This is a genomic window from Rhizobium sp. WSM4643 (assembly GCF_025152745.1).
GTDB lineage: Bacteria > Pseudomonadota > Alphaproteobacteria > Rhizobiales > Rhizobiaceae > Rhizobium > Rhizobium leguminosarum_I.
This window is the reverse complement of sequence record NZ_CP104040.1, coordinates 4,760,020-4,782,711: the sequence shown is the minus strand read 5'-3', so window position 1 is coordinate 4,782,711 and position 22,692 is coordinate 4,760,020. Positions and strand designations below refer to the sequence as shown.

25 protein-coding genes and 3 pseudogenes are annotated in these 22,692 nt (G+C 61.9%); 15 read left to right on the top strand and 13 right to left on the bottom strand.

What is annotated here, in order from left to right:
- Positions 1-59 precede the first annotated feature (59 nt).
- On the bottom strand, positions 60-794 hold the full coding sequence (locus tag N1937_RS23525) for an SDR family NAD(P)-dependent oxidoreductase (RefSeq protein WP_170277273.1): 735 nt from the start codon (positions 792-794) through the stop codon (positions 60-62).
- A gap of 273 nt (positions 795-1,067) precedes the next feature.
- Here N1937_RS23525 and N1937_RS23520 point away from each other — a divergent pair, with 273 nt between their 5' ends.
- Positions 1,068-1,964: a LysR family transcriptional regulator gene (locus tag N1937_RS23520; RefSeq protein WP_260057107.1), complete on the top strand. Its 897-nt coding sequence runs from the start codon at positions 1,068-1,070 to the stop codon at positions 1,962-1,964.
- Between the two features lie 79 nt (positions 1,965-2,043).
- Here N1937_RS23520 and N1937_RS23515 read toward each other — a convergent pair whose 3' ends face one another.
- The 5 genes and pseudogenes from N1937_RS23515 to N1937_RS23495 all read right to left on the bottom strand — a co-directional run bounded on the left by N1937_RS23515 (position 2,044) and on the right by N1937_RS23495 (position 5,721).
- Complete coding sequence (locus N1937_RS23515) at positions 2,044-2,574, bottom strand: dihydrofolate reductase family protein (protein ID WP_260057106.1); 531 nt, start codon at positions 2,572-2,574, stop codon at positions 2,044-2,046.
- A 193-nt stretch (positions 2,575-2,767) separates the two neighbouring features.
- Positions 2,768-3,037: pseudogene (locus tag N1937_RS23510) on the bottom strand (AraC family transcriptional regulator); the annotation flags it as partial.
- 133 nt (positions 3,038-3,170) lie between these two features.
- Entirely contained in the window at positions 3,171-3,716 is a 546-nt protein-coding gene (locus N1937_RS23505; protein ID WP_222280087.1) for a YbhB/YbcL family Raf kinase inhibitor-like protein, read from the bottom strand.
- A gap of 39 nt (positions 3,717-3,755) precedes the next feature.
- Entirely contained in the window at positions 3,756-4,610 is an 855-nt protein-coding gene (locus tag N1937_RS23500; RefSeq protein WP_170280306.1) for a helix-turn-helix transcriptional regulator, read from the bottom strand.
- Positions 4,611-4,775: 165 nt separating this feature from the next.
- A pseudogene (locus N1937_RS23495) lies at positions 4,776-5,721 on the bottom strand (LysR family transcriptional regulator).
- 78 nt (positions 5,722-5,799) lie between these two features.
- On the opposite strand from N1937_RS23495, the gene N1937_RS23490 reads away from it, so the two are divergent.
- The 3 genes from N1937_RS23490 to N1937_RS23480 all read left to right on the top strand — a co-directional run bounded on the left by N1937_RS23490 (position 5,800) and on the right by N1937_RS23480 (position 7,038).
- Positions 5,800-6,324: a hypothetical protein gene (locus tag N1937_RS23490; RefSeq protein ID WP_260057105.1), complete on the top strand. Its 525-nt coding sequence runs from the start codon at positions 5,800-5,802 to the stop codon at positions 6,322-6,324.
- 62 nt (positions 6,325-6,386) lie between these two features.
- On the top strand, positions 6,387-6,662 hold the full coding sequence (locus tag N1937_RS23485; RefSeq protein WP_017966619.1) for an AbrB/MazE/SpoVT family DNA-binding domain-containing protein: 276 nt from the start codon (positions 6,387-6,389) through the stop codon (positions 6,660-6,662).
- Positions 6,649-7,038: a type II toxin-antitoxin system VapC family toxin gene (locus tag N1937_RS23480; protein WP_162115490.1), complete on the top strand. Its 390-nt coding sequence runs from the start codon at positions 6,649-6,651 to the stop codon at positions 7,036-7,038. The genes N1937_RS23485 and N1937_RS23480 overlap by 14 nt, the downstream gene beginning before the upstream one ends.
- A 39-nt stretch (positions 7,039-7,077) precedes the next feature.
- Here the strand turns inward: N1937_RS23480 and N1937_RS23475 are convergent, their stop codons facing one another.
- The gene (locus N1937_RS23475) at positions 7,078-7,974 is read right to left on the bottom strand and encodes a LysR family transcriptional regulator (protein ID WP_260057104.1); all 897 of its coding nucleotides are present in this window, start codon (positions 7,972-7,974) and stop codon (positions 7,078-7,080) included.
- A 105-nt stretch (positions 7,975-8,079) separates the two neighbouring features.
- Between N1937_RS23475 and N1937_RS23470 the strand changes: the two genes are divergently transcribed.
- From N1937_RS23470 to N1937_RS23460, 3 genes are read left to right on the top strand one after another with little or no spacing between them, the layout of a single operon-like run.
- The gene (locus tag N1937_RS23470; RefSeq protein WP_260057103.1) at positions 8,080-8,454 is read left to right on the top strand and encodes an Atu4866 domain-containing protein; all 375 of its coding nucleotides are present in this window, start codon (positions 8,080-8,082) and stop codon (positions 8,452-8,454) included.
- A gap of 58 nt (positions 8,455-8,512) precedes the next feature.
- On the top strand, positions 8,513-9,364 hold the full coding sequence (locus N1937_RS23465) for an oxidoreductase (RefSeq protein ID WP_260057102.1): 852 nt from the start codon (positions 8,513-8,515) through the stop codon (positions 9,362-9,364).
- A gap of 56 nt (positions 9,365-9,420) precedes the next feature.
- Positions 9,421-10,155 carry an SDR family oxidoreductase gene (locus N1937_RS23460; RefSeq protein WP_260057101.1) on the top strand — a complete coding sequence of 245 codons (735 nt, stop codon included), beginning with the start codon at positions 9,421-9,423 and terminating at the stop codon, positions 10,153-10,155.
- Between the two features lie 106 nt (positions 10,156-10,261).
- Here the strand turns inward: N1937_RS23460 and N1937_RS23455 are convergent, their stop codons facing one another.
- A complete protein-coding gene (locus N1937_RS23455) occupies positions 10,262-10,825 on the bottom strand; it encodes a methylated-DNA--[protein]-cysteine S-methyltransferase (protein ID WP_260057100.1) in 564 nt (187 codons plus the stop codon).
- A gap of 284 nt (positions 10,826-11,109) precedes the next feature.
- On the opposite strand from N1937_RS23455, the pseudogene N1937_RS23450 reads away from it, so the two are divergent.
- The 4 genes and pseudogenes from N1937_RS23450 (at position 11,110) to ybaK (ending at position 13,849) form a co-directional block, all read left to right on the top strand.
- Positions 11,110-11,708 (top strand): annotated as a pseudogene (locus tag N1937_RS23450) (2'-5' RNA ligase family protein).
- Positions 11,709-11,810: 102 nt separating this feature from the next.
- The gene (locus tag N1937_RS23440; RefSeq protein WP_260057097.1) at positions 11,811-12,872 is read left to right on the top strand and encodes a succinylglutamate desuccinylase/aspartoacylase domain-containing protein; all 1,062 of its coding nucleotides are present in this window, start codon (positions 11,811-11,813) and stop codon (positions 12,870-12,872) included.
- Between the two features lie 120 nt (positions 12,873-12,992).
- The gene (locus N1937_RS23435; protein WP_222385577.1) at positions 12,993-13,343 is read left to right on the top strand and encodes an ArsC family reductase; all 351 of its coding nucleotides are present in this window, start codon (positions 12,993-12,995) and stop codon (positions 13,341-13,343) included.
- A 32-nt stretch (positions 13,344-13,375) separates the two neighbouring features.
- Positions 13,376-13,849: a Cys-tRNA(Pro) deacylase gene (ybaK, locus tag N1937_RS23430; protein ID WP_260057096.1), complete on the top strand. Its 474-nt coding sequence runs from the start codon at positions 13,376-13,378 to the stop codon at positions 13,847-13,849.
- On the opposite strand, the gene N1937_RS23425 is transcribed toward ybaK, so the two are convergent.
- Positions 13,850-14,293 carry a MarR family winged helix-turn-helix transcriptional regulator gene (locus N1937_RS23425; RefSeq protein ID WP_260057095.1) on the bottom strand — a complete coding sequence of 148 codons (444 nt, stop codon included), beginning with the start codon at positions 14,291-14,293 and terminating at the stop codon, positions 13,850-13,852.
- 83 nt (positions 14,294-14,376) lie between these two features.
- Between N1937_RS23425 and N1937_RS23420 the strand changes: the two genes are divergently transcribed.
- Together N1937_RS23420 and N1937_RS23415 are read left to right on the top strand one after the other, a co-directional pair.
- Positions 14,377-15,060 (top strand): glutathione S-transferase family protein, encoded by a 684-nt coding sequence (locus tag N1937_RS23420; protein WP_260057094.1) that lies wholly within the window; start codon positions 14,377-14,379, stop codon positions 15,058-15,060.
- Positions 15,061-15,184: 124 nt separating this feature from the next.
- Positions 15,185-16,438, top strand: a complete 1,254-nt coding sequence (locus N1937_RS23415) for an aminopeptidase (RefSeq protein ID WP_260057093.1) — start codon at positions 15,185-15,187, stop codon at positions 16,436-16,438.
- Here the strand turns inward: N1937_RS23415 and N1937_RS23410 are convergent.
- Entirely contained in the window at positions 16,386-17,297 is a 912-nt protein-coding gene (locus N1937_RS23410) for an EamA family transporter (protein ID WP_260057092.1), read from the bottom strand. The two genes, N1937_RS23415 and N1937_RS23410, sit on opposite strands and share 53 nt — an antisense overlap.
- 81 nt (positions 17,298-17,378) lie before the next feature.
- On the opposite strand from N1937_RS23410, the gene N1937_RS23405 reads away from it, so the two are divergent.
- Entirely contained in the window at positions 17,379-17,879 is a 501-nt protein-coding gene (locus tag N1937_RS23405; RefSeq protein ID WP_162115504.1) for a MarR family winged helix-turn-helix transcriptional regulator, read from the top strand.
- A 3-nt stretch (positions 17,880-17,882) separates the two neighbouring features.
- Here N1937_RS23405 and N1937_RS23400 read toward each other — a convergent pair whose 3' ends face one another.
- Positions 17,883-18,476, bottom strand: a complete 594-nt coding sequence (locus N1937_RS23400; protein WP_260057091.1) for an NAD(P)H-dependent oxidoreductase — start codon at positions 18,474-18,476, stop codon at positions 17,883-17,885.
- Between the two features lie 2 nt (positions 18,477-18,478).
- Positions 18,479-20,059 carry an exodeoxyribonuclease VII large subunit gene (gene xseA, locus N1937_RS23395; protein ID WP_170260319.1) on the bottom strand — a complete coding sequence of 527 codons (1,581 nt, stop codon included), beginning with the start codon at positions 20,057-20,059 and terminating at the stop codon, positions 18,479-18,481.
- Positions 20,060-20,400: 341 nt separating this feature from the next.
- Here xseA and N1937_RS23390 point away from each other — a divergent pair, with 341 nt between their 5' ends.
- Entirely contained in the window at positions 20,401-20,646 is a 246-nt protein-coding gene (locus N1937_RS23390; protein ID WP_017966601.1) for a hypothetical protein, read from the top strand.
- A gap of 127 nt (positions 20,647-20,773) precedes the next feature.
- Here the strand turns inward: N1937_RS23390 and N1937_RS23385 are convergent, their stop codons facing one another.
- Positions 20,774-22,621 (bottom strand): hypothetical protein, encoded by a 1,848-nt coding sequence (locus tag N1937_RS23385; protein ID WP_260057090.1) that lies wholly within the window; start codon positions 22,619-22,621, stop codon positions 20,774-20,776.
- Between the last annotated feature and the right edge of the window lie 71 nt (positions 22,622-22,692).

The following is a 22,692-nucleotide window of genomic DNA, read 5'->3' as shown; positions in this document are numbered from 1 at the left end:
TTTCACCATGGACACGCTCGTTCCCGCCGATCAGCCGCTTCTCGCGATCCGGCGCGAATTCAGATGGCCGAGAAGCCGCCGTCGACGGACAATTCCAGCCCATTCACGAAGCTCGAATCATCTGAAGCGAGAAACAGCGCGGCCGCCGCAATTTCCTCAGGACGACCCATCTTTCCCCGCGGGATCAGGGATTCGAACATTTGCTTCGCCTCCTCGGTGAGAACCTGGTCCTGCATCGGTGTGGCGATCGGCCCCGGGTGCAGCACGTTCACCCGTATATTCCTGCCCTTGAGTTCGTTGAGCCACCCGCGTGCGAACGCGTGCAGCGCCGCCTTGCTCGCCGCATACACGCTGTAACCAGGAAAACCTTTCAGCGAAGCAACTGACCCGGTCATGAAGATCGATCCGCCGTCGTTGAACAGCGGCAACGCCTTCTGAACCGTAAACAGCGTGCCGCGCGTATTCAGGTTGAAGGTCGCGTCGAAATGCTGCTCGGTTATCTCGCCCAGTGGGACGGCTTCGCCCGTGCCGGCGCTCGCATACAGGATGTCGATCTTACCCTTTTCCCGTTTGACTATATCGAACAGGCGGTCGAGGTCGTCGAGATTGGACGCGTCGCCGCGCACGCCGGTTACATTCCGGCCGATCAGCTTGACGGCCTCGTCCAGCGATTCCTGTCTCCGGCCCGTGATGAAAACATAGGCGCCTTCTTCAACGAACCGCTTGGCGCTCGCCAGCGCCATGCCGCTCGACCCACCCGTAATGACTGCAATCTTACCTTCAAGCTTTCCCATGACTTCTCCTTCCAGGCTCTGCCTTTGGTCGTTCGGGTACGCCCCGAGACCGTCGAAATGGGTCCGCCGGCATCAGTTGTTGAGTGCTGAAGCGCGCACATCGGTGGTGCAAAATCGATCCACCGGACGACTGATGCCAGCCGCGACGATCGGTGTCCGCCGTTTGGAATCGGGCCGTGCTTGCCCACATAGGCTATGATGACCGCCCGTACTGCTGTACGACGCTTCGGATACTGGCTTGGGAAGGCGCACCGTGCGGTGCCGGATTGCACCATGATCGACTGGGATGACATTCGCTACTTTCTTGCCGTGGCGCGCGGAGGCTCAGTGCGGGCTGCCGCCGGGCGTCTCGGGGTCAATCACGCGACCGTGCTGCGGCGCATCGCGCAGCTCGAGGAACGCCTCGGGGCGCAGATGTTCGAAAAGCTGCCTTCGGGCTACCGCCTGACGGCTGCGGGCGAGGAGGTGCTCGAGCTCGCGAACCAGATGGAAGCGTCGTCGCACGAGCTGGAGACGCGTGTCTTTGGGCGCGACCAGAGCGTGCGCGGGCTTCTGCGGGTGACGTTGGCTCCGCCCCTCGCTACACACCTGCTGATGCCTGATTTCGCCGATTTCGCGCGGCTGCATCCGGATATCGAGATGGAAATCGTGTCGTCCGGCGAGCTGGCAAATTTGACCAACCGAGAGGCCGACGTGGCGATCCGCGTCGTCTACGACCGCAAAACCCTGCCGCTCAATCTTCACGGCCTGAAGGGACCGGAGCTGTTCGGCGGCGTCTACATGTCTCGCGATCGACTGGCCGCATGGCGTGCGGGCGCGCTTGATCCCATCCCGTGGATCGTCATAAGCATGCATGGAATTCCGGATTGGGCCAGCGAGGGCGAGGTTCGCACCACGGAGGTTCCATTCAGGATCACGGACGCCGAAGCGCAGATCGTTGCTGTACGGCAAGGGCTTGGGATCACGACACTGCCGTGCTTCGTCGGAGATGCCGACCCCCTCTTGGCGAGGGTGCCGGGCACCGACCTGCACATGTACGGAACGCTCTGGCTTCTCACACAGGGGGAGACACGCAAGACGAAGCGCGTGCGGCTCTTCACGGAGTTCGTATCCCACAGGCTCGCCGCGTACGCTCCGCTTCTCGCGGGGCTGTCCATATCGCGCGACTGACGACCGACAGGTCGCCGGCGACGCTTGCCGTCATCCGGTCAGAAGCCGAGCCGCGATTTTCATCTGGCGAGTGGCGAGATCAAGCCGGAACGTAGGTTAACCTGATCACATCCTCGGCGATCCGGTCATGAGCTATCAGGCGGAGCGGCGGCCGGGGTCCGGCGAAATATGGCTTGCCGTGACCGAGCACCACGGGATGCAGGTAGATTCGATACTCATCGATCAGGCCAAGTTCGGTGAGGCTTTGCGCCAAATTGGGGCCGGCAACTTCGATCTCCCCGTCGCGTTCCGCCTTCAGCTTGCGGATTGCGGCCTCAAGATCTTCCCCAACGAGCCTGGCATTGGGACCGACCGACTTCAACGAGCGCGAGACCACCCATTTCGGCTGGTTCCGCCACGCCGCCGCGAAGGCCTGTTGCTCTGCATCCCATTCAGGATGTTCGTCGTCCCAGTAACGCATGACCTCATACATCTGGCGACCGTACACACTGCCCGCCTGCCGCTCCGCCTCCTCGATGAAGTGGCGGAAGAGCGTGGGGCTTGGCGCAAACCCCATATGATCGACGTAGCCGTCCAGGGACTGGTTCATTCCGAACACAAGCTTAGCCATCCTCACTTCCTTTCCTTAAACGGCATATCCGCGCATGTCTGATTGCATTATGCAATCGGTTGTAAGTTAACTCAACTGGTTTTACATCGCAATTGGTTTTTGAAGTGCGCATTCTGGCCAACTGGGCGGCCTGGGTGGACAACGGCCTGTCCGCTTCCGGCGATCCGAATGGACAAGCCGCCGTCAGAGGGCGCTATTTCAGCGGCAGAAACAGCTCCGCCACCGCCTCATGCTCCGCCACCTCCGGGAAGAGGCTCAGCCGCTGGCAATAGATCGGGAAGTCGCGTGCTTCCTCGCCGCTGGCCGGAAGCCAGTCGCGATAAAGGTAGAGCGCGGCGGGCTCCAGATTGTCGGTGTTGCCGACGACGCGCAGCACCGCGCAGCGTCCGCCAGGGATCTCGCCGGCCTTGATCTCTTCGCCGTTCGCCTCGATCGGTTGGTCGGCCCCGACACAAAGGTCTACGATCTGCTGGCAAGCAATGACTGTCTAGGTTTACAGGCCAGAGAAGCCCGCACAGGAAACGGTCGGCCGAGGTTCAGTCACCTCGGCCGACCGTTGTCATAAAGGCAATGACGACTACGATCCGAAGCCGGCTTCAGCGCCCGTAGGTAACCTCGACGGAGGCCTTGTCGAGCGTGTTTGCCTTGACATAGAAGCCGACCATGGCGCCCGGCGCGGTCTCGGGAAGCGGAAGCTTGTCGACCTTGAGCGCGTAGACGGTGAACTGGTAGCGGTGCGGCTTATCGCCGGCCGGCGGGCAGGCGCCGCCAAATCCCGACGTGCCAAAATCGGTATGACCTTCCACGGCGCCTGCGGGAAGCTTCTTGTCACCGCTTGCGCCGGTGGCAATCTGCGAGACGTCTGCCGGAATGTTGAACACCGACCAATGCCACCAGCCGGAACCTGTGGGCGCATCCGGATCGTACGCCATGACGGCGAAGCTCTTGGTACCTTCGGGAGCGCCCGACCAGGTCAGTTCCGGCGAAATGTTCCTGCCCGAGCAGCCGAAACCGTTGAAGACCTGCGCGTCGGCCATGGCCTTGCCGGCGACCAGGTCCTTCGAGGTGAGCTTCATTTCGGCGTGGGCGGCCGTGGCGCCGAAGACTGAGGCGGCCATAAGTGCTGCTGTGATCAAACGCATTGCTGTTCTCCTGTGGTTGACGATGCCGGGAAACTACCGTCACCGCGCAAGCGCATCTGCCCCGCTCTGCGCAATTTCTGCCCCGATCCGCTCAAAGTGCTCGGTGCCGCTGCGTACATGGCGCGGGCTGACGCCAAACCGCTCCTTGAAACGTGCGGAAAATTGCGAAGGTGAGTCATAGCCGACCTCCAGCGCAACCTGGGCCATCGGCAATGTCGTGGTCTGAATGAGTGCAAGAGCGCGGTTCATTCGGGTATCGCTCAATATCTCTCTGAAGGCGGTATTCTCTTCGGAGAGCCTGCGCCTCAGCGTCGCCTCGCTCATGTTGAACAAGCGCGCAGCTTGCGCCAACGTCCAGGCGGCGGCGGGATCAGCTTCGATCATCTGCCTCAGCCGGTCCTCAAGCCGGGAGCTTTCGCATCGGCCGAGCACCGCCCCGTGGAGCGCGAACCAGGTGACCAGTTCCATCAGACGAGCCTTGGCGATAGCGCCAGGAAGGCGCGCAAGATTGCCCGGCTGGCAGCAATACTCAAACAATGCCGCAGCTTCCTCCGGCAGGCCTGAGGTGCTGGCCGGAAGAGGTCTCGATGGCACGCTGACCGATCCTATCCTATCATATGCGTCCTCGAAAAGCTGTCGCGGAATTGGAAGCGCCAGGGTCTGATACTTCTGCGGCGCCTTGGGAATGTTCTCCATCGTCAACGGTCTGTAGTCGGGCAGCAAGCCATAGGCGCCCGCCTCGAGGCGCAAAGCCTTGTCATCTGCCATGACAATCTTCGTTCCCGATTGCACCTGTATCAACAAGGGGCTCGTATTGACGAGACGAAAGAAACAGGCCCGCCCGCCCTGGCGGATCAACGCCCTGGCCGGAATGGGAAAGACCTCGTCGAGCATATGTTCTCCGGCAACGGGATGGATGATCGTGGGGCTCCGGCTGCCGGGCCGTGAGACTGCAGCCATGATCGGTAGAACCGGCATGAAGACGTCCGCCTCGCCACACCGATCCTTGGAGGATCGGGAATACCAAAACCGCGTGTGATGGGCAATCGTGAGCGTCATTTAGTCATCGATGTCAATTCGGGTTTTGTCGGCGGCATCCGCTCGGCCTTTCACGTGATCGATGAAGGCCCGCAGCTTCGGCATCATTTGATGACGGCTGGGATAGTAGAGGAACACACCCGGCGCCACCGGTGCGAACGCCTCCAGGACGCGGACGAGTTTTCCCGCTTTCGCGGGTCCGGCGGCGATTGGCTCCGGCACTTGTGCAAGCCCCATAGCTTCGACGGCGGCTCCCAGCATGGTGGGAAAAGTCGTGGGCTATCAGCGGCCCGGAGACAACGGCCTCGATCGGCTTTTTGCCGCTGACAAACGACCACGGCGCGATTGAGCCGTTCGAACGGCGCATGCGGATGCAGGCATGCTGACGCAGATCGTCGATACGCTCGGGCCGCCCTCTCCGGCGCAGATATTCGGGGCTGCCGACGACCACCAGCGGGAAGGACGGCGTCAGCCGGACCGCGACCATGTCGGCTGCGATGAACTGGCCGAGCCGGATACCGGCGTCAAATCCCTCGGCGGCGATGTCGACCAGTTCTTCATTCGCGGCGACCTCCACCTCGATCTCGGGAAATGCCTGGCAGAAGGATGCGATCAGTGGCTCCAGCAGGATCGGCACCACTGCCGGCGGCACAGTGAGACGCAATAGTCCAGCTGGCCTCTGCCCGAGCTCACGCGCCACTTCGCTTGCGGCGACCAGTTCCTCGAAGGCGGGCTTTGCACGCATAAGGAACCGCTCACCGGCCTCCGTCAGGCCGACGCTGCGCGTCGTGCGGATGAACAGTACTGCGCCGACACGCTCCTCGAGAGCACGTACGGCTTGGCTGATTGCCGATGGGGTCACCCCGAGCTCCGCAGCCGCCCTGCGAAAACTGCGGTGCCGGGCAACGCTCAGAAACGCTTCAACGCCATCGAGCGCGCCTTGCCTGACTGTGAAGTTCTGCTTCATACCGCATCGATATTATCGCGAATAGTCGACCGCGGGAAGCGAGCGTACATCTGGATCCCACAAATCAGGAGTGCCCCGATGTCGACGGAATCCATCTTCCAAACTCATCTCGTCCTAGGCTATGTTGCGTGGTTGATTTGCTTCGGCGCCTATATTCTGCCCTGGCTCACGTCGATGGACAGGGTCAGGGCGCACCGCGCCATCGCCACGCTGCACAGCTTCCGCTTCTTCGGGCTCGTCTTCCTTCTCCCAGGCGTCGTCGGCCCCAACCTGCCCGCCAGCTTCGCCACCTTCGCTGCCTACGGCGATCTCTCGGCCGGGCTGCTTGCCATGCTGGCGCTCATCACAATCAGGATACCTCAGATCTTCTGGCTATTCGTCATCGCCTTCAATCTCGTGGGAATGGGCGACCTCATCCTCGACTACTATCACGCGATCCAGGCCGGCCTTCCCGCGCGGGCGGGAGATTTGGGCGCCGCATATGCGATCCCGATCATTTACGTGCCGCTGCTGATGATCAGCCATGTCTTCGCATTCTATTTGCTGCTGCGTCCTCGGCCGAGGCCGGCTCAGGCCCTCGCCGGTGAGACCGCAGTATCTTAGACCTTGTATGCAAAGGTCGACAGGGTTATCTTACCTTTGTCTTACCTGCAGGGCTCAAGCTGATGGCTCACTCTGAAAATCTCATTACGACCGTCTCGACCAAAGGGCAGGTCATCCTCCCAAAAACGATCCGTCAGCGGCGGGAATGGGAGGCTGGTACTCGGCTGATCGTTGAAGAAACTGCAGAGGGCGTGCTTCTGAGGCAGGCTCCTACCTTTTCTCAGACCCGGCCGGACGATGTGTTCGGCATGCTTCCCTTCAGCGGTGAGCCCAAAACTCTGGAAGACATGGAAGCCGGCGTATTGGCCGAAGCTCGCCGCCGTCATGATCGCGATTGATACCAATCTTATCGTCCGGTATCTGACCGGCGATCATCCCGAACAATCTTCCCGTGCCCGCGAGATCGTCGATGGGCAGCCGGTTTTTGTTGCCGTTACGGTGGTGCTGGAAGCAGAATGGGTGCTGCGCAGCGCCTATGGGTACGGTCGACCAGACGTTGTTCGTGCGCTTCGCGCTTTCGGCGGCCTGTCCACGGTGACGATTGAAGATTCGGCAATCGTTGCTGCTGCTTTCGATCTCGCCGAGAACGGAATGGATTTTGCCGATGCCTTACACCTTACCAAATCGGTCCATTGCGAAGAGTTCGTTACCTTCGACCGCAAATTTATGAAAGCGGCTCAAGCCGCGGGTTATGAGGCAGTCCGGGAAGCCTGAAACCAATTCGTTGACATTCGCCGGAGGTAACGACGATGTCTACCGCCGGTCGGACCTGCGCACATAATCGACCAATGCGCGCAGCTTCAGCGGCTGCCTCTGGCGCTTGGGATAGTAGAGATAGAAGCCCGGGAAAGGTGGACAGAAATCCTCCAGCAGCGGCACGAGTTCGCCTCGTTCGATATAGGCCTGGAAGGTTTCCACCATGCCGAAGGTGATGCCTGCTCCGGCGCAGGCCATGCGGATCATCATTCCCATGTCGTTGGTCGTAACAGTGGGATCAACCGCGACGTCGAAGTCGCGGTCGTTTTCGGTGAACTCCCAGCGATAAGGCGCCGTATCCGGGCGCGGCCGCCATCCGATGCAGGCGTGGTTCTGCAACTCGCGGGGATGGCGGGGTTGGCCGCGGCGCTCGAGATAGCTGCGGGATGCGGCGGCGCATTGTCGCTGCTCTTCGGAGACTGATATGGCGATCATGTCCTGTTCGATCACTTCGCCCAGCCGGACGCCCGCGTCGAAGCCGGCCTCGACGATATCGAATTCGTCATCGGTGATGGTGATATCGAGTTTGATATCAGGGCAGGCTTCCATGAAGCCGGCCAGCAAGGTGCCGGAGAGGAAGTTCTCGGCGATCGAGGAAACGGTGATCCTCAGCAGGCCGCTCGGGCGCGCCTGCATTTCCCGCACCGTCTGCATCGCATCCTTGACCTGGCGGAGCGATGGACGAACCGCGTCGAAGAACACTTCGCCGGCTTCGGTCAGGCTGACGCTGCGCGTCGTGCGCTGGACCAGGGCGACGCCGATCCGATCCTCCAGGCGCTGCAGGGCCTGGCTGACGGCGGAGCGGGTGACGCCAAGCCGCTCGCCGGCAAGCCGGAAGTTCCGCGCTTCGGCCACCGCAAGAAAAACTGAAATGCCTTCAAGATCGTCGACCATTGGTTAGCGTTTCTAACCAAGGCATCCTGGATTGGCAACTTAATCACTCGGGCTCTCCGTATTATCTTTCAGTCGAGGTCAACGAAGGCTTCGAAAGGCAAGGCAATGCGAAGGATTTTCAAAAGCCCCGTCCTGCAGTTTTTCACGGCGGTCACCCTGGCTAGTGTAGCCACCAGTTCGTCCGCTGCCGATGCCGTGAACGACCGAGAAACTCGGCAGCAACAAACAAGCGAGAACACAATGCAGCAACATCTCTATGTCGGCATGTGGGTTACGGATGATGGCCGCGTCCGCCATGAGCTTCTGCCCAATGGCCGTTACGACGAAGCCCGCGGCAACCGGGAAAGCGCCTATCGAGGACGCTACGACGTCACCGGAAGCCACATCGAATATTGGGATGACACGGGCTTCACGGCCGACGGCGATTTCGTCGACGGCAATACCCTCCATCACGGCGGCATGGTGCTTCGGCGCAGATGACGTGCCGCTCGACAGGCAACATCACACAGGAGAAGGCCGCATTTGCCGGCCGGAAAGGATGACGATCATGTCTCCCCCAACCCCCATCTGGTTCATCACCGGCGCATCGTCCGGCCTCGGCCGGGCACTCGCCAAAGCCGTTCTGGCCCGTGGCTGGCGCGCCGCCGTGACGGCGCGCAGACCCGAGACACTGGCAGATCTCACGGCAGCGCACGGAAACCGCGCGCTTGCCCTTGCACTCGATGTGACCGACAGCCGCTCCATTGCCGGTGCTGTTCATGACGCCGAAGCGCATTTCGGTGCGATCGATGTCTTGGTCAACAATGCCGGCTACGGCTACCTTTCGGCCATCGAAGAGGGCGACGACGCCGAGATACGCGCCCAGTTCGAGACCAACGTCTTCGGATTGATCGCTGTCACCAAGCAGGCCCTGCCGGGCATGCGCCGACGCCGACGGGGGCATATCTTCAACGTCTCCTCGCTCGGTGGGCTCGTCGCTTTTGCCGCAACCGGCTACTACCACGCCACAAAATTTGCGGTCGAAGGCTTGTCGGAATCGCTTTCGCATGAGGTCAGGCCGCTCGGCATCGATGTGACGATCCTCGAACCCGGCGCCTTCCGCACGGATTGGGCCGGTCGGTCTATGGTCGAAGCCAGCACGATCATCGACGACTATGCCGAAACATCAGGCAAGCGCCGCCAAGCCTCCCGCGCGATCTCCGGCAATCAGCCGGGCGATCCCGCGCGCGCGGCAACCGCGATCATATCGGCGTTCGAAGCGGACGAACCGCCGCTGCGCCTGCTGCTCGGCGCACCCGCCCTGAAGATCGCCCGCGAACGGCTGGACGCGCTGCGCACAAACTTCGACGCCTGGGCGGAGACGACGCTCAGCGCCGATTTCCCGAGCTGAATACCAAGAAACCTCAGCCGCCTCGCCAGACGAGCGGCGTACACATGGAGCTTGAAATGCCTGATATCGAAGGAAAAGTCATTGCCATCACCGGAGCCAGCAGCGGCATTGGAGAGGCGGCGGCAAAGGTGCTGGCTGCCGCAGGCGCCCATATCGTGATCGGCGCCCGCCGCACCGAGCGCCTGGCGGAACTTGCCGACGACATCGCGGAAAAGGGCGGGTCGGTGCGCCTGCAGAAGCTTGACGTCACCGACCGTGCGGACGTGGAAGCCTTTGCAGGCTTTGCCAGGTCCGAATTCGGCCGGCTCGACGTCATCGTCAACAATGCCGGCGTCATGCCGCTGTCGCCGCTGGAAGCCCTCAAGGTCGAGGAATGGGACCGGATGGTCGACGTCAATATCAAGGGCGTTCTCTACGGCATCGCGGCCGCACTTCCGATCATGAAGGCGCAGGGATCAGGTCAGATCATCAACCTGTCTTCGATCGGCGGCCACAGCGTCTCGCCGACGGCCGCCGTCTATTGCGCGACAAAATTCGCGGTGCGTGCAATCTCGGACGGATTGCGGCAGGAGACCGATCGTATCCGCGTCACCGTCATCTCGCCCGGCACGACGACATCGGAACTGGCCGAGACGATCACCGATCCGACGGCGCGGGACGCCATGAAGGCTTTCAGGGCGATCACCATCAGCCCCGAGGCCATCGCCAATTCGATCCTCTACGCCGTCAGCCAGCCTGACGACGTCGATGTCAGCGAGATCATCATCCGGCCTACGGCCAGCCCGTATTGAGTGCCTGAGACTCTATCAAAGCAATTCCAGCAAAAGTGCGGTTTTGCCAGGCAAAGCGCGAAGCAATTTTGCCGGGAATTGCGGAAAACGAAAAAGCCTCCGCCGCCTAAAACCCCAGCGACTGCTGGGCAGGCGGCGGTGGGGCGAGGTTGACGCCTTCGAGCTCCAGCATCCGGGCCTTCGATGACGAACCGCCGGGCGCGGAAAAGCCGCCGATCTTGCCGCCGGCCGCGAGCACCCGGTGGCACGGGATGATCAAAGCGACAGGGTTCTTCGCCATCGCCTGGCCGACGTCGCGGGCGGTTTCCGGCCCGACGCCGAGCTCCTTGGCCAGCGCGCCGTAAGTGGTGGTGCGGCCCCAGCCGACACGCCTTGCCGCCGCATAAATATCCTGGAAGAAGGCATCCTGCCCGGCAAGATCGAGTTCGACGCCGGAAAAATCCGTCTCCTCGCCCTGGAAGTAGCGCTTCACCGCAGCGACCGTTTCCAGCACGGCAGGCGTCGGCGCGCCGGGTTCGGCATCCGGCAGGCGGCGCAGCAGCAGCCGTTCAGTCGCCTCTGCCGATTTGGTCGGCAGTTGGAAGCGGGCAATGCCGGCGTCGCTCCAGGCGATGCCGCAGAAGCCGCCCGCGGTTTCGAAGATGAGATAGTGGTGCGTTGTCTCAGCCATGACACAGCCTCCGCGTTTTCGATGACCCTCAAAATCGTATGGGATGGCGTCGGTTTCAACCCGTTTCTTGCGCGCGCCGGGCTTTCAGGAAAGATCGCGATGCACCCCTGCACTGTTGCCCGAACCTCCAAGTCAGCCCCTTTTGCCGCGACGGCTCGGATGAGTCTGACGCCGAGCCTATCAGGAAATTATGTTCTCTTTTTGTTCTTAATATCGCCTTCTTTCGGAGTATCCTTCGGCGCGTTTTGGAAACGACGAGGCGGGTCATGACGACCTGAAATTCCATGAACCAAATGCCCCTCGACTTCGGAGACGACAAAAATGATCGCGGACAGCGGAACGAAAGCTACGCCAGCGGACACCGGCTTTTCTTTGCGCTCTGTCCTCCTGATGCCATCGAGCAGCAGGCGGCCGCAATCGCCGATGACTATCGTCGAGCCTTCTCCCTTTCCGGCAGGCCGCGCCTGACGACATTGCATGTGTCGATCATCGGGGTCGGAGACTATCCGAAGCTGCCGGAGGATGTGGTCTTCGCGGCACGGCAGGCCGGCGCCACGGTCGAAAGTGCGCCGATCGCAGTGACCTTTGACCGGATCATGCGATTCCCGCAGGCGCGAGCGCTTGTGCTTTGCGGCGAGGGCGGACGCAAACCGCTCACCGAGTGCATGTCCAACTGGGCATCGGCATGCACAATGCCGGATTACGGCACAATATCAGCCGGGATTTCACGCCGCATATGACGCTGCTCTACGACCGCAAGGCCGTGCCGCCGACGACCCTCGACACACCCGTTTCATGGACGGCGTCCGAATTCCTGCTCATCCACAGTGTTCTCGGAAAAACCGAACATCGGATTATCGATCGCTGGCCACTGCTGGGCTAAGGGCAAAGAGTCCGCGGATCTCGGCTTGCGCTTGCCTGATTTCCGCGCATAAAGCTCCGAAAGCCTGTTCCGGCATTGGTGCAAACGGGGAGCGAAATCAGCATGGACGTTTCAGAGATCATCATCCCGGGCGATACGCCGGGAGCGGAGTGGCGGCTGCCGGTGCTGCGCTTTACGGGCGGCGATCCGAAGGCGCCGAAGACCTATATCCAGGCGGCACTGCATGCCGGCGAGCTGCCGGGAACGGTGCTGTTGCATTTCCTCTGCGAGAGGCTGCGGCAGGCGGAAAGCCAAGGCGGGATCGCCGGCAATATCACCATCGTGCCGCAGGCCAATCCGATCGGTGCGGCGCAATCGCATTTCGGCGAATTGCAGGGCCGTTTCGACCTGGGCTCGCGCACCAATTTCAACCGGGACTTTCCGCGGATCTCCCTGGCCGATCGCCCGACGCTGATCGAAGACCTCGACGATTATCCGGCTACCGACAGATTGAAGCGACAGTTGCTGCATTTGGCGCTCGGGGCCGATCTCGTGCTCGACCTGCATTGCGACGATGAATCGCTGCAATATGCCTATATCGACGAGGCCTTCTGGCCGGAGGCGGCCGATCTTGCCGCTGCACTCGACATGGAAGCCGTGCTGCTTTCGGATGGCGAAAGCTCGGCCTTCGAGGAGGCCGTCGGCTTTGCATGGAAATATGAAATTCCCGGCGAACGCCTATTCGAGCTGCCCGGCAGACTTTCCGTCACCGTCGAGCTGCGCGGCAAACGCGACGTCGATCCGGTATTGGTGAAAAAGGACGCCGACGGGCTCTGGCGTTTCCTCGCGGCACGGGGGATCGTCGCCGACGAAAAGCCGGCGGCAACGGCATTTTCCGGTCCGGCCGTGCCGCTCGACAATGTCGAGATCATCCGCGCTCCGGAAGGTGGAGCCGTGCTCTTTCATCGCAATATCGGCGAGAGGATTGCGGAAGGCGACCGCCTAGTGACGATCATCACCCGGCCAGGGCAGCCGGGCGGCAGCATCGAGCTTAGCGCGCCGCAGGACGGGCTGATCCTGACCCGAACATCCGACCGGCTGGTGCGACGGCGCGGCGACCTGATGAAGATCGCCTGCGACGAACCCAGCAAGGCTTCGCGCAAGGCCGGCACGCTGGAGAATTGAGCCACAGGCCGGCTTTGTCTGCCTCGATCGTCGACGCGCTCGGGGGATAAAACGTCGCACGGCGTTTGCGCCGGCCCTCGTGCATGTTATCTCGCGCCATCACAGGGAGATCGATCGGGCATGGCCGTCACCATCTATGGCATCAAGAATTGCGACACGATGAAGAAGGCGCGCAGCTGGCTGGAAGAACACCGCGTCGCCTATGAGTTTCATGATTACAAGGCGCTGGGCATCGACCGCACCCATCTCGAAGCCTGGATCGACCAGGCCGGCCTCGACACCGTGCTCAACCGCGCCGGCACCACCTTCCGCAAATTGCCCGACGCGGAGCGCGAGAACCTGACCCGGGAGAAAGCGATCGCCCTGATGCTCGACCAGCCGTCGATGATCAAGCGGCCGGTGCTGGAGGCGAAGGGGAAATTGCTGATCGGCTTCAAGCCGGAGATTTACGCCGGTGCATTCGGCGGCTGACAGGCGACCGGATGAACTCACGAGGGAAAGAGATGTCCAAGACCACGCGCGCGACACAGGTTCTTTCGCAGGCGGGCATCGCATTCACGATCCATACCTATGACTACGACCCCAATGCCGAGCGTGTCGGGCTGCAGGCGGCAGAAGCGCTCGGCGAGGCGCCGCATCGATTGCTGAAGACGCTGATGGCGGAGGTGGACGGCAAACCGGTCTGCGTCGTCGTACCGTCGGACCGCGAGGTCAGCATGAAGAAGCTGGCGAGCGCCTTTCACGGCAAATCGGCCAGCATGATGAAGCCTGCCGATGCTGAGCGGCTGACGGGTTATCATGTCGGCGGCATCAGTCCTTTCGGCCAGAAGAAGACCGTGCCGACGGCGATCGAGGAGGCCGCGCTTGGCGAGCCGCTCGTCTATATCAATGGCGGGCAGCGCGGCCTGCAGGTGCGGCTCGATCCGAGGGATGCATTGAAGGTGCTGAAGGCTGTCGCCGCGCCACTGATTGCCTGATCAGAGGAAGCGGTCGAGCAGGCCGGCGATCGCCTTCGCCTCGTTTTCAGCAAGCTTGCAGCCGATATGGGTCTCGATCGATCTGGCATAGACAATCCACATGCGCTCGCGAAGCTTTCGGCCGGCATCCGTCATCACCACCCAGCGGCCGCGTCCATCCTTGGCGAAGACCTCGCGCCGGACCAGGCCCTCTTTTTCCAGCCGGTCGAGCAGGCGAGAAAGATTATACTGGGCCAGCAATGTCCGCTCCTCGATCTCGTAGGGGCGCAGCTTGCCGTCTTGCGAGCGCGCCAATTCCCACAGCACGTCATACCAGGCAAGCGGCGGCATGCCGGCCGTTTTCAGGTCGGCTTCGATGGCAGCGAGCAACCGTTCGCGGGCGCGCATGATGCTCGTCCAGGCAGAAGTGACCGCTTCGCTCGGATTTGACGATTTTTCGGACATAAATGCAGTTACATCTATCTTGAATTCCGCCGCAAGCGATATTAGATGCATTTACATCTATCCTCATTACCAAGGAAACCGCCATGAGCAACCTTACCCTCGTCAGCCATCATCTCTGCCCCTATGTGCAACGCGCCGCGATCGCGCTTCTTGAAAAGGGTGTGCCCTTCGAGCGCATCAATATCGATCTTGCCAACAAGCCCGACTGGTTCCTGAAGATCTCGCCGCTCGGCAAGGTGCCGCTGCTGCGGATCGAGGAGGAGGATGGCAGCGAGGCTGTCCTGTTCGAAAGCAGCGTCATCTGCGAATATCTGGAGGAAACACAGCCAGGTGTGGCGCTGCATCCGAAAGACCCGCTGACACGTGCCCGCCATCGCGGCTGGATGGAATTCGGTTCCTCCGTGCTCTCTGATCTCTGGGGTTACGAGACGGCGCAGGATGCCGCGCAGTTGGAGGCCAAGCGCACGGCGCTCATCTCCAAATTCGCAACTGTCGAGAGGGTGTTGACGGACGGCCCCTATTTCGCCGGCAACGATTTCAGCCTCGTCGACGCCGTCTTCGCGCCGGTCTTTCGGTATTTCGATCTCTTCGACACGCTCGGCGACAATGACATCTTCGAAGGGCTAGAGCGGGTGACATGCTGGCGCAAGGCTCTCTCCGAGCGGGCAAGCGTCAAGGCCGCCGTTGGCGCAGATTATTCGCAACGGTTGACCGAATTCCTCGAGAAGCATAATTCGATCCTGCTCAAGTTGCCTGCCGCAGCTTAAAGCGCAGCAACCGGCCAGACATAATCCGGCCGCTGCAATTCGGCAGCGGCGCGCTTCATTTTCGCCGCAAACGGGTCTAAGTCTTCCAGCCTCACACAGTCGATGACAGAAGGCAGGTTGAACCATGACTTTCATGCCCCAGAGCCAGAACACCGTTGATCCCGTCAAGCTGGAAAAGCTTGCGGAAGTCGCCGTCAAGGTCGGGCTTCAGTTGCAAAGAGGTCAGGACCTGGTGATCACCGCACCTGTCGTGGCGCTACCGCTCGTCCGCCTGATCACCAAACATGCCTATCTGGCCGGCGCCGGACTGGTCTCCGCCTTCTATTCCGATGAGGAAACGACGCTGGCGCGCTATCGGTATGGCAGCGACGAGAGCTTCGACCGCGCCTCCGGCTGGCTCTACGAGGGCATGGCCAAGGCCTATGCCAACGGGGCGGCCCGTCTTGCGGTTGCCGGCGACAATCCGATGCTGCTGTCCGAGCAGGATGCCGGCAAAGTCGGCCGCGCCAATCGCGCCAACTCCACCGCCTACAAGCCGGCGCTGGAGAAGATCTCGAATTTCGACATCAACTGGAACATCGTCTCCTATCCGAACCCGTCCTGGGCCAAGGTGGTTTTCCCCGACGATCCGGAACCGATCGCCATTGCCAAGCTTGCCAAGGCGATCTTTGCCGCCTCGCGCGTCGATGTCAGCGATCCTGTCGCCGCCTGGGCCGAACACAATGGTAATCTTGCGAAGCGTAGCGCCTGGCTGAACGGCGAGCGCTTCGCCTCGCTGCATTTCAAGGGACCGGGCACCGACCTGACGATCGGCCTTGCCGACGGGCACGAATGGCATGGCGGCGCGTCCACCGCCAAGAACGGCATCACCTGCAATCCGAACATCCCGACCGAGGAAGTGTTCACCACGCCGCATGCGCTGCGCGTCGAAGGCCATGTGTCGAGCACCAAACCGCTTTCGCACCAGGGAACGCTGATCGACAATATCCAGGTGCGCTTCCAGGGCGGGCGCATTGTCGAGGCCAAGGCCTCGCGCGGCGAAGAGGTCTTGAACAAGGTGCTCGATACCGACGAGGGCGCGCGCCGGCTCGGCGAAGTGGCGCTGGTGCCGCATTCCTCACCGATCTCGGCCAGCGGCATCCTGTTCTACAACACGCTGTTCGACGAAAACGCCTCGTGCCACATCGCGCTCGGCCAGTGCTATTCCAAGTGCTTCCTCGATGGCGCGACACTGAGCCAGGAGCAGATCAAGGTTCAGGGCGGCAATTCCAGCCTGATCCATATCGACTGGATGATCGGCTCCGACAAGATCGATATCGACGGCCTCAAGCCGGATGGTTCACGGGTTCCGGTGATGCGGCAGGGCGAATGGGCCTGACCGGCTTCATTATGTGCTGACTGAACCAGACACTGGCAAGCACCATGGCGAAACCGCCGATCTGCGCCGGCGTCAGGGTCTGGCCGAGCGCCAGCCAGCCGAGCATTGTCGCGACCAGCGGGCTCAGAAAGCCGAGCGAGGCGACCGCCGAGGGCTCGATGCGTGACAAGCCGCGAAACCAGAGCAGATAGGTCAAGGCTGCGCCGATCAGCCCGAGATAGGCGATGCCGGCGATGTTTGCAGCGGTCGGGATCGGCGGCGTCGGTTCGAGGAAAAGGGCGAAAGGCACCAGCAGCATGCCGCCCGCCGTCAATTGCCAAGCGGTGAAGGTGAGGTTTGAGACCGGCGGCGCCCAGCGTCGCGTCAGCACCGTGCCGAAGGCCATCGAAACGGCGCCGGCGAGACCGGCAGCGACACCTATCGGATCGAGGCCCGCCTTCGGCGTCAGCACCAGCAATCCGACGCCGGCCATGCCGGCGAGACCGGCCAGCACGGCAAGCGGCCGGATCGGCTTGCCGAGAAAAAGCCGCGACAAAGCGATGACGATCAGCGGCTGCACCGCGCCGACCGTTGCGGCAACGCCACCTGGCAGCCTGTAGGCCGAGACAAAGAGCATCGGCCAGAAAAACGAGAAGTTAAGCGCGCCGAGAATGAAAGTCCTTCCCCACCAGATGCCGAAAGGCAACTTTCTGACCAGGAAGAGAAGCAGCAAACCGGCCGGCAGGGCGCGCAGCATCGCCACTGTCAGCGGATATCCGGCCGGCAGGAAAGCGGTGGTGACGATATAGGTGCTTCCCCAGATGGCGGGGGCGAGCGCGGTTGCCATAAGATCGGCGATATAGCGTGAATTTGTCTTCATATCAAGAATCTCTATTTCAAGATAAACTGATCCTACACCTTCTTATCTTGACGTCAAGATAATGAATGATATCGATGGAGCATGAGCGAAGACCGCAAGTTGGACCATGTCGACAAGATCCTGGCGCAATGGCGACGGGAGCGGCCGGATCTCGACGTCGAACCGATGGGCATCCTCGGACGGCTAAAACGCCTGAGTACGCATCTCGGCCGCGAGGTGGAGGCCGTGCTCACGCAGCAGGGGCTTTCATCCTCCGCCTTCGACGTGCTGGCGACGCTTCGCCGCGCCGGCGCGCCTCACCGGCTTTCGCCGGGGGAGCTCCTGGAGATGACCATGGTCAGCTCCGGCACGATGACGAACCGCATCGACCAGCTGGAGAAGGCGGGCTACGTCGAACGTATCCTCAATCCGGAGGATCGCAGGAGCGTGCTCATCGCGCTGACGGAGAAAGGGCTTGCGACGGTGGAAACCGCGGTCGATGCGCATGTCGCCAATCAGCACCGGCTGTCGAAAAATCTGAGCGCCGCCGACAAGGCGGAACTCGACAGGCTGCTGCGCAAGTTTCTTGCTGACTTCGAATAGCGCCTATCGAATTGCCGATAGCAGCTTACGCACGCGATCGAGATGCGCCCTGCGCTTTGCATCGGTGGCCCGGTCCATGTCGTGCAGGCTGAGCATTCGGAAGACGAGATTCTTCGAGCAGAAGGCGGCGATGCCGCGCTTCAAGAGCCGGCGCACCGGATCGCCCATATAGAGACGCACCAGCCACCAGGGCGAGCCTGTCGTCGTCAGCGCATAAAGCAGCCTGATATGGGTCAGTTGCGGCACGATACGGCCGCCGGCCGCATCATGGCTGAAGGCGACGCCGGGGGCGAAAACACGGTCGAAGAAACCCTTCAGGATCGCTGGAAAATTGAACCACCATTGCGGAAAGACGAAGATCAGACCATCGGCCGCCTTCAGGCGGGCAACGATATCGGCAACGGCTGACGTGTCATAAGGCACGTCGAAATAGCCGCCGCGCTCGGCCTTCGAAAGGCGTGGATCGAAATTCTCGGCATAGAGATCAAGCAGATCGACGGTATGGCCTGCCGCTTCCAGCGCTTCGCGCGCGGTCCTTGCCACGGCGGCGGCGAAACTGTCCTCCAACGGATGGGTAAGCACCAGCAGGATCCGCATAGTCAGAACAGGCTTCCCTGCTTCGGCGGGTCTGCGGGTCTTACGCTGCGCTTCCTGGCGCCGGCCGGCGGCGTTCCGCCTTCCGTGGTCATGGCGCCGACACGGCCGTCGGCGAATTCGATGGCGATGCCCATGCCGGCGGAGAGTTGAGCAGCCTGCGAGACCGGCCTGTTATCTTCATCGCGAATGACGGCGTAGCCGCGCTTCAGCACATTCTTATAGGAAAGCGACTGCAGCACGCGGTCCTGCGCAGAAAGCTCGGCGCGCGCCCGGGTCAGCTGGTGGCGGATTGCCGTATCGGCATGGCGCGAAAGATTGCCAAGGCGTTCGCGACCGCGGTCGGTCTGGGTCTTCAGCCGGGCAGGCAGCGACGAGAGAATTGCCTCGGCGCGGTCGACGCGCGATTTCGAGCGGTCGAACAGCCGCTCGACCATGCGCTCGGCCCGCACTATCCGCTCGTTCAGCGTCTGGCGGCGCTCGGCGATGCGATTGGACAGCACATCAGGACGCAGATGCGCGGCGACGCGCTCGAAGCCGCGGCGCTTGTTGATGGTGTTCAGCTCCAGCCCGCGGCCGAGGCCGGCTGCCGCCTCGTCGAAACGGCGGCGCGGCAAGGCGAGAAGCTGATCGAGCGACGGCAATGCCCGCATCAGCGCCCGCACCGACTGGAGGCGCTGATCCATCTGCCGGTTCACGCAGCCCTGCAGGCGCGCGGCAAGAGCGGCGGCCTGCGCCTCGAGCTCCGCCTTGACGGGCACCGCCATTTCCGCGGCCCCGGTCGGCGTTGGAGCACGGACATCGGCGGCATAGTCGATCAGCGTCCAGTCGGTTTCGTGCCCGACGGCCGAGATCAGCGGTATTTCGCTTTCGGCCGCAGCACGCACGACGATCTCGTCGTTGAAGCTCCAGAGATCTTCCAGACTGCCACCGCCGCGCGCGACGATCAACACATCCGGGCGCGGGATGGCGCCTGAAGGTTCCAGCGCATTAAAGCCGCGGATGGCGTTTGCCACCTCCTCACCGGACCCCTCGCCCTGCACCTTCACCGGCCAGACGAGGACATGCACGGGAAAACGATCGGAGATGCGGTGAAGAATATCGCGGATCACGGCGCCGGTCGGCGAGGTGACGACGCCGATCACGCCAGGCATGAAGGGCAGCCGCTTCTTACGAGCGGGATCGAACAAGCCCTCGGCGCCGAGCTTGCGTTTGCGCTCCTCGATCAGCGCCATCAGCGCGCCGGCGCCGGCCGGCTCCAGCGTCTCGATGACGATCTGATATTTCGAAGAGCCCGGAAAGGTGGTGACCTTTCCGGTGGCGATGACTTCCATGCCCTCTTCCGGACGGAACTTCAGCCGCGAGAAGGTGCCCTTCCAGATGACGGCGTCGATGCGGGCGCGATCGTCCTTCAGCGCGAAATAGGCGTGGCCCGAGGAGTGCGGCCCGCGATAGCCTGATATTTCGCCGCGCACGCGAACCTGGTCGAAAGCGGTTTCGACGGTGCGCTTGATCGAGCCGGAAAGCTCCGAAACCGAATATTCGGCAAGGTTGGTCGGCGAATCGCCGTCGAAGACGTTGCTCATCCCCTCTTTCTATGTCCAACGGCGGCAAACGGAAAGATCGGCACTGGCATTGGGATCGGTTTTCCCGGCCATTGCGATCGGTCGCGCGAGGGGTTCGTCGTCATTGCATCAAGCATGCTCATCTCCTGGGATCCTGCACATGCACTCGTTGCAGCCGGGCGAATAACAACAAGATCGAGTAAATATGTTTTGTTGCGGAACGGATAGTTAGAATATGCGTTTTACCAGAAAGGGATTGCTAACCACCGCAATACAAAGGCTTTTCGGCGAGGACCGCCGGTAAATCTTTGTTAGTTGGCCCTTCCTATGCTTCCCCTCGTTATCACTGGGAAGGTGCTGAAATGATTATTCTCACAGCAGCAGCATTGGGCGTCAGCGCCGGGCAGATGCGTTCGGCAGGCGTGATAGCGTTGGTCGCGGCGCTGATCGGAATGACATTCGCGCTGGCGGCGATAACCTCGCCCGGGCCGGTGTCTATTGTCGCATTCGTCTATGCCGTGCTCGGCTATAATGGCGGCCTCATGCTCTTCGTGCTCGGGCTCTACGCCAATCAGCGCCTTCGCCGCGCCACGCGTGCCACACACTGAAAGCGCGTCGCGATCTTTCTGATCGCTCCTCGCGCTTTAGGTCCTCATCTCCAACGCATGCCTTTATCGCCCAACCGCTGCATAGTTTTGCGCGACATGCTTTATTCCGTCTTGAAATTTGCCGGCGTCAGTTCGTCGCCGGCCGATAGCGAAAGAACTGCACGCCCACGTCCGCCGCCTTCGGAAGCGGTTTCAGATAGGGCGGAATATTCCCCTTGCCGAGCTCAGCATAGAGCCCGTCCGGCTTCAGCTTGGCGATCTCACGCGTCTGCAGGTCGCCGGGGCAGAAGGCCAGCACCGTCACCCCGGTCCCCTTCAGGAAGGCTTCCGCCTCCTGCGGCTCCGCCATGCCGATATGCAGTTCCGTCAGCATGCCGCCCTGATTGCGATGATAGGGCGCGGAGAGAACCCGGTTCTGCGTGAAGCGCAGGATCGACACGCCCATTTCCGACGGAGCGGAGATCAGTCCGGCCGGCAGCCCGGCGAGCGGCGCCAGCGCCGCTTGCGATGTGCAGGAAATTTCCTTTGCCGGCTTCGCCGCCTTCTTCTGCGCAGCATTCTCGATCTGCAACGAGATAAGCCCGCCACCGACGGCCCAGGCAGCCGGAACGCTTGCGAGCACGGTCACGATGTAGACGAAGGCGGCTGCGACATTCTCGCTGTCGCCGTTGGAAATGCGGCGCACATCTATAATCAACAGGGCAAGCGGCAGGATGGAGATCAGATTCGAGAAGGTGGAACCGCGCACCTGGACCAGCGCGATTGCCCAGCTCGTCATCAGCAGGAAGAGCAGGATCAGGTGAATCTGCACGCGGTCACGCTTGATGACGCGGAAGATGCAGACGGCGATGCCGAACAAGCCGGCCGCATAGAAGCCACCGATCGAGAAGGGATCAGTGCGCCCGAGAACGAAAACCGACTGCGCTTCCGAAACATTCCTCAGCCAGAGTTCGACCAACATCGGATCGAGACCGGCCAGCGGATCGCTCAGGCACTGCGGTGCGATCACGATCGCCGAACCGAGAACACCGGCGCCGACGACGGCGAGTGCGGCAAAGCGCAAGGGCCGGCGCAGGCGGCTCGCGAAAACCGCCGAAAACAACAGCAACCCGCCGCCGATCGCCGCCAGGCTGTAGTAGCCGAGCGAGAGATTGTCGCAGGTGACCACCGAATAAAGCCGAGGCGGCACCGTTGCGAAGAAGAGAATGCTGATCGCAATCGCCAGCGCCAGCCCGAAGGCCTTGGCGGCGGCAGCAAAATCTTCGCCCTCCCATGCCCAGAGCAGGGCGATGGTCAGGCAGACGGCGGCGACGAAGGGGGTCGTCTCGGCGCCGATGGCGATGGCGATGGCTGCCGCGATGCCGGCGACCACATAGCTCCAGGCGCGACGCTCGGGATCCAGCAGCATCGCGATCATCGTCGCGACCAACGCCAGCTGCGCGTTGTGATGATCGATGGCGCCCGGCGCGAAACGGTTTCCGGTGTAGATCGCAAGACCGGTCAAGCCGAGACTGATGTGCATGGCGGCAACGCCGCCGATGCGCCGACCGGCAACCGCCATGGCGAGCATGGCGGGCAGGATGAGCGATACCGGCCAGACGCCGAGCGCCAGCGCCTCTGCCGTCTCATGCGGTACAAACAGGCTGAAGAACCAGATTAGCGAGGCAATCGGCAGATCGATCAGCCGTGACCAGTGCATCAGCGTGCCGCCGTCGAGGCCGAGACGGTATTGCATCAGGTCGAACCAGCCCTGCCCGGTCAGAAAATCGCGAACTTCGACGAGACGCATTCCGTCGTCATTGTCGGGGCCGACGTAATCGGTGGCACCGCAAAGCTTGGTGATGAGGATGGCGGCGGCAAGGATGACGCTATAGGCGATGACAACAGGCCAGAGACGCGTCAGCAGGTCGCGTAGCCCGACCCGAGAGGCGTCGATTGCGGATGATGCTTGGGAGATCGGCTGCACAGCGTTCATCGTGGTTAGCGGTTCGTTTCCGGATGGCGAAGCTTAGCCGCCGCCGATCAAGAAAGTGTAAAGCCGTTTGT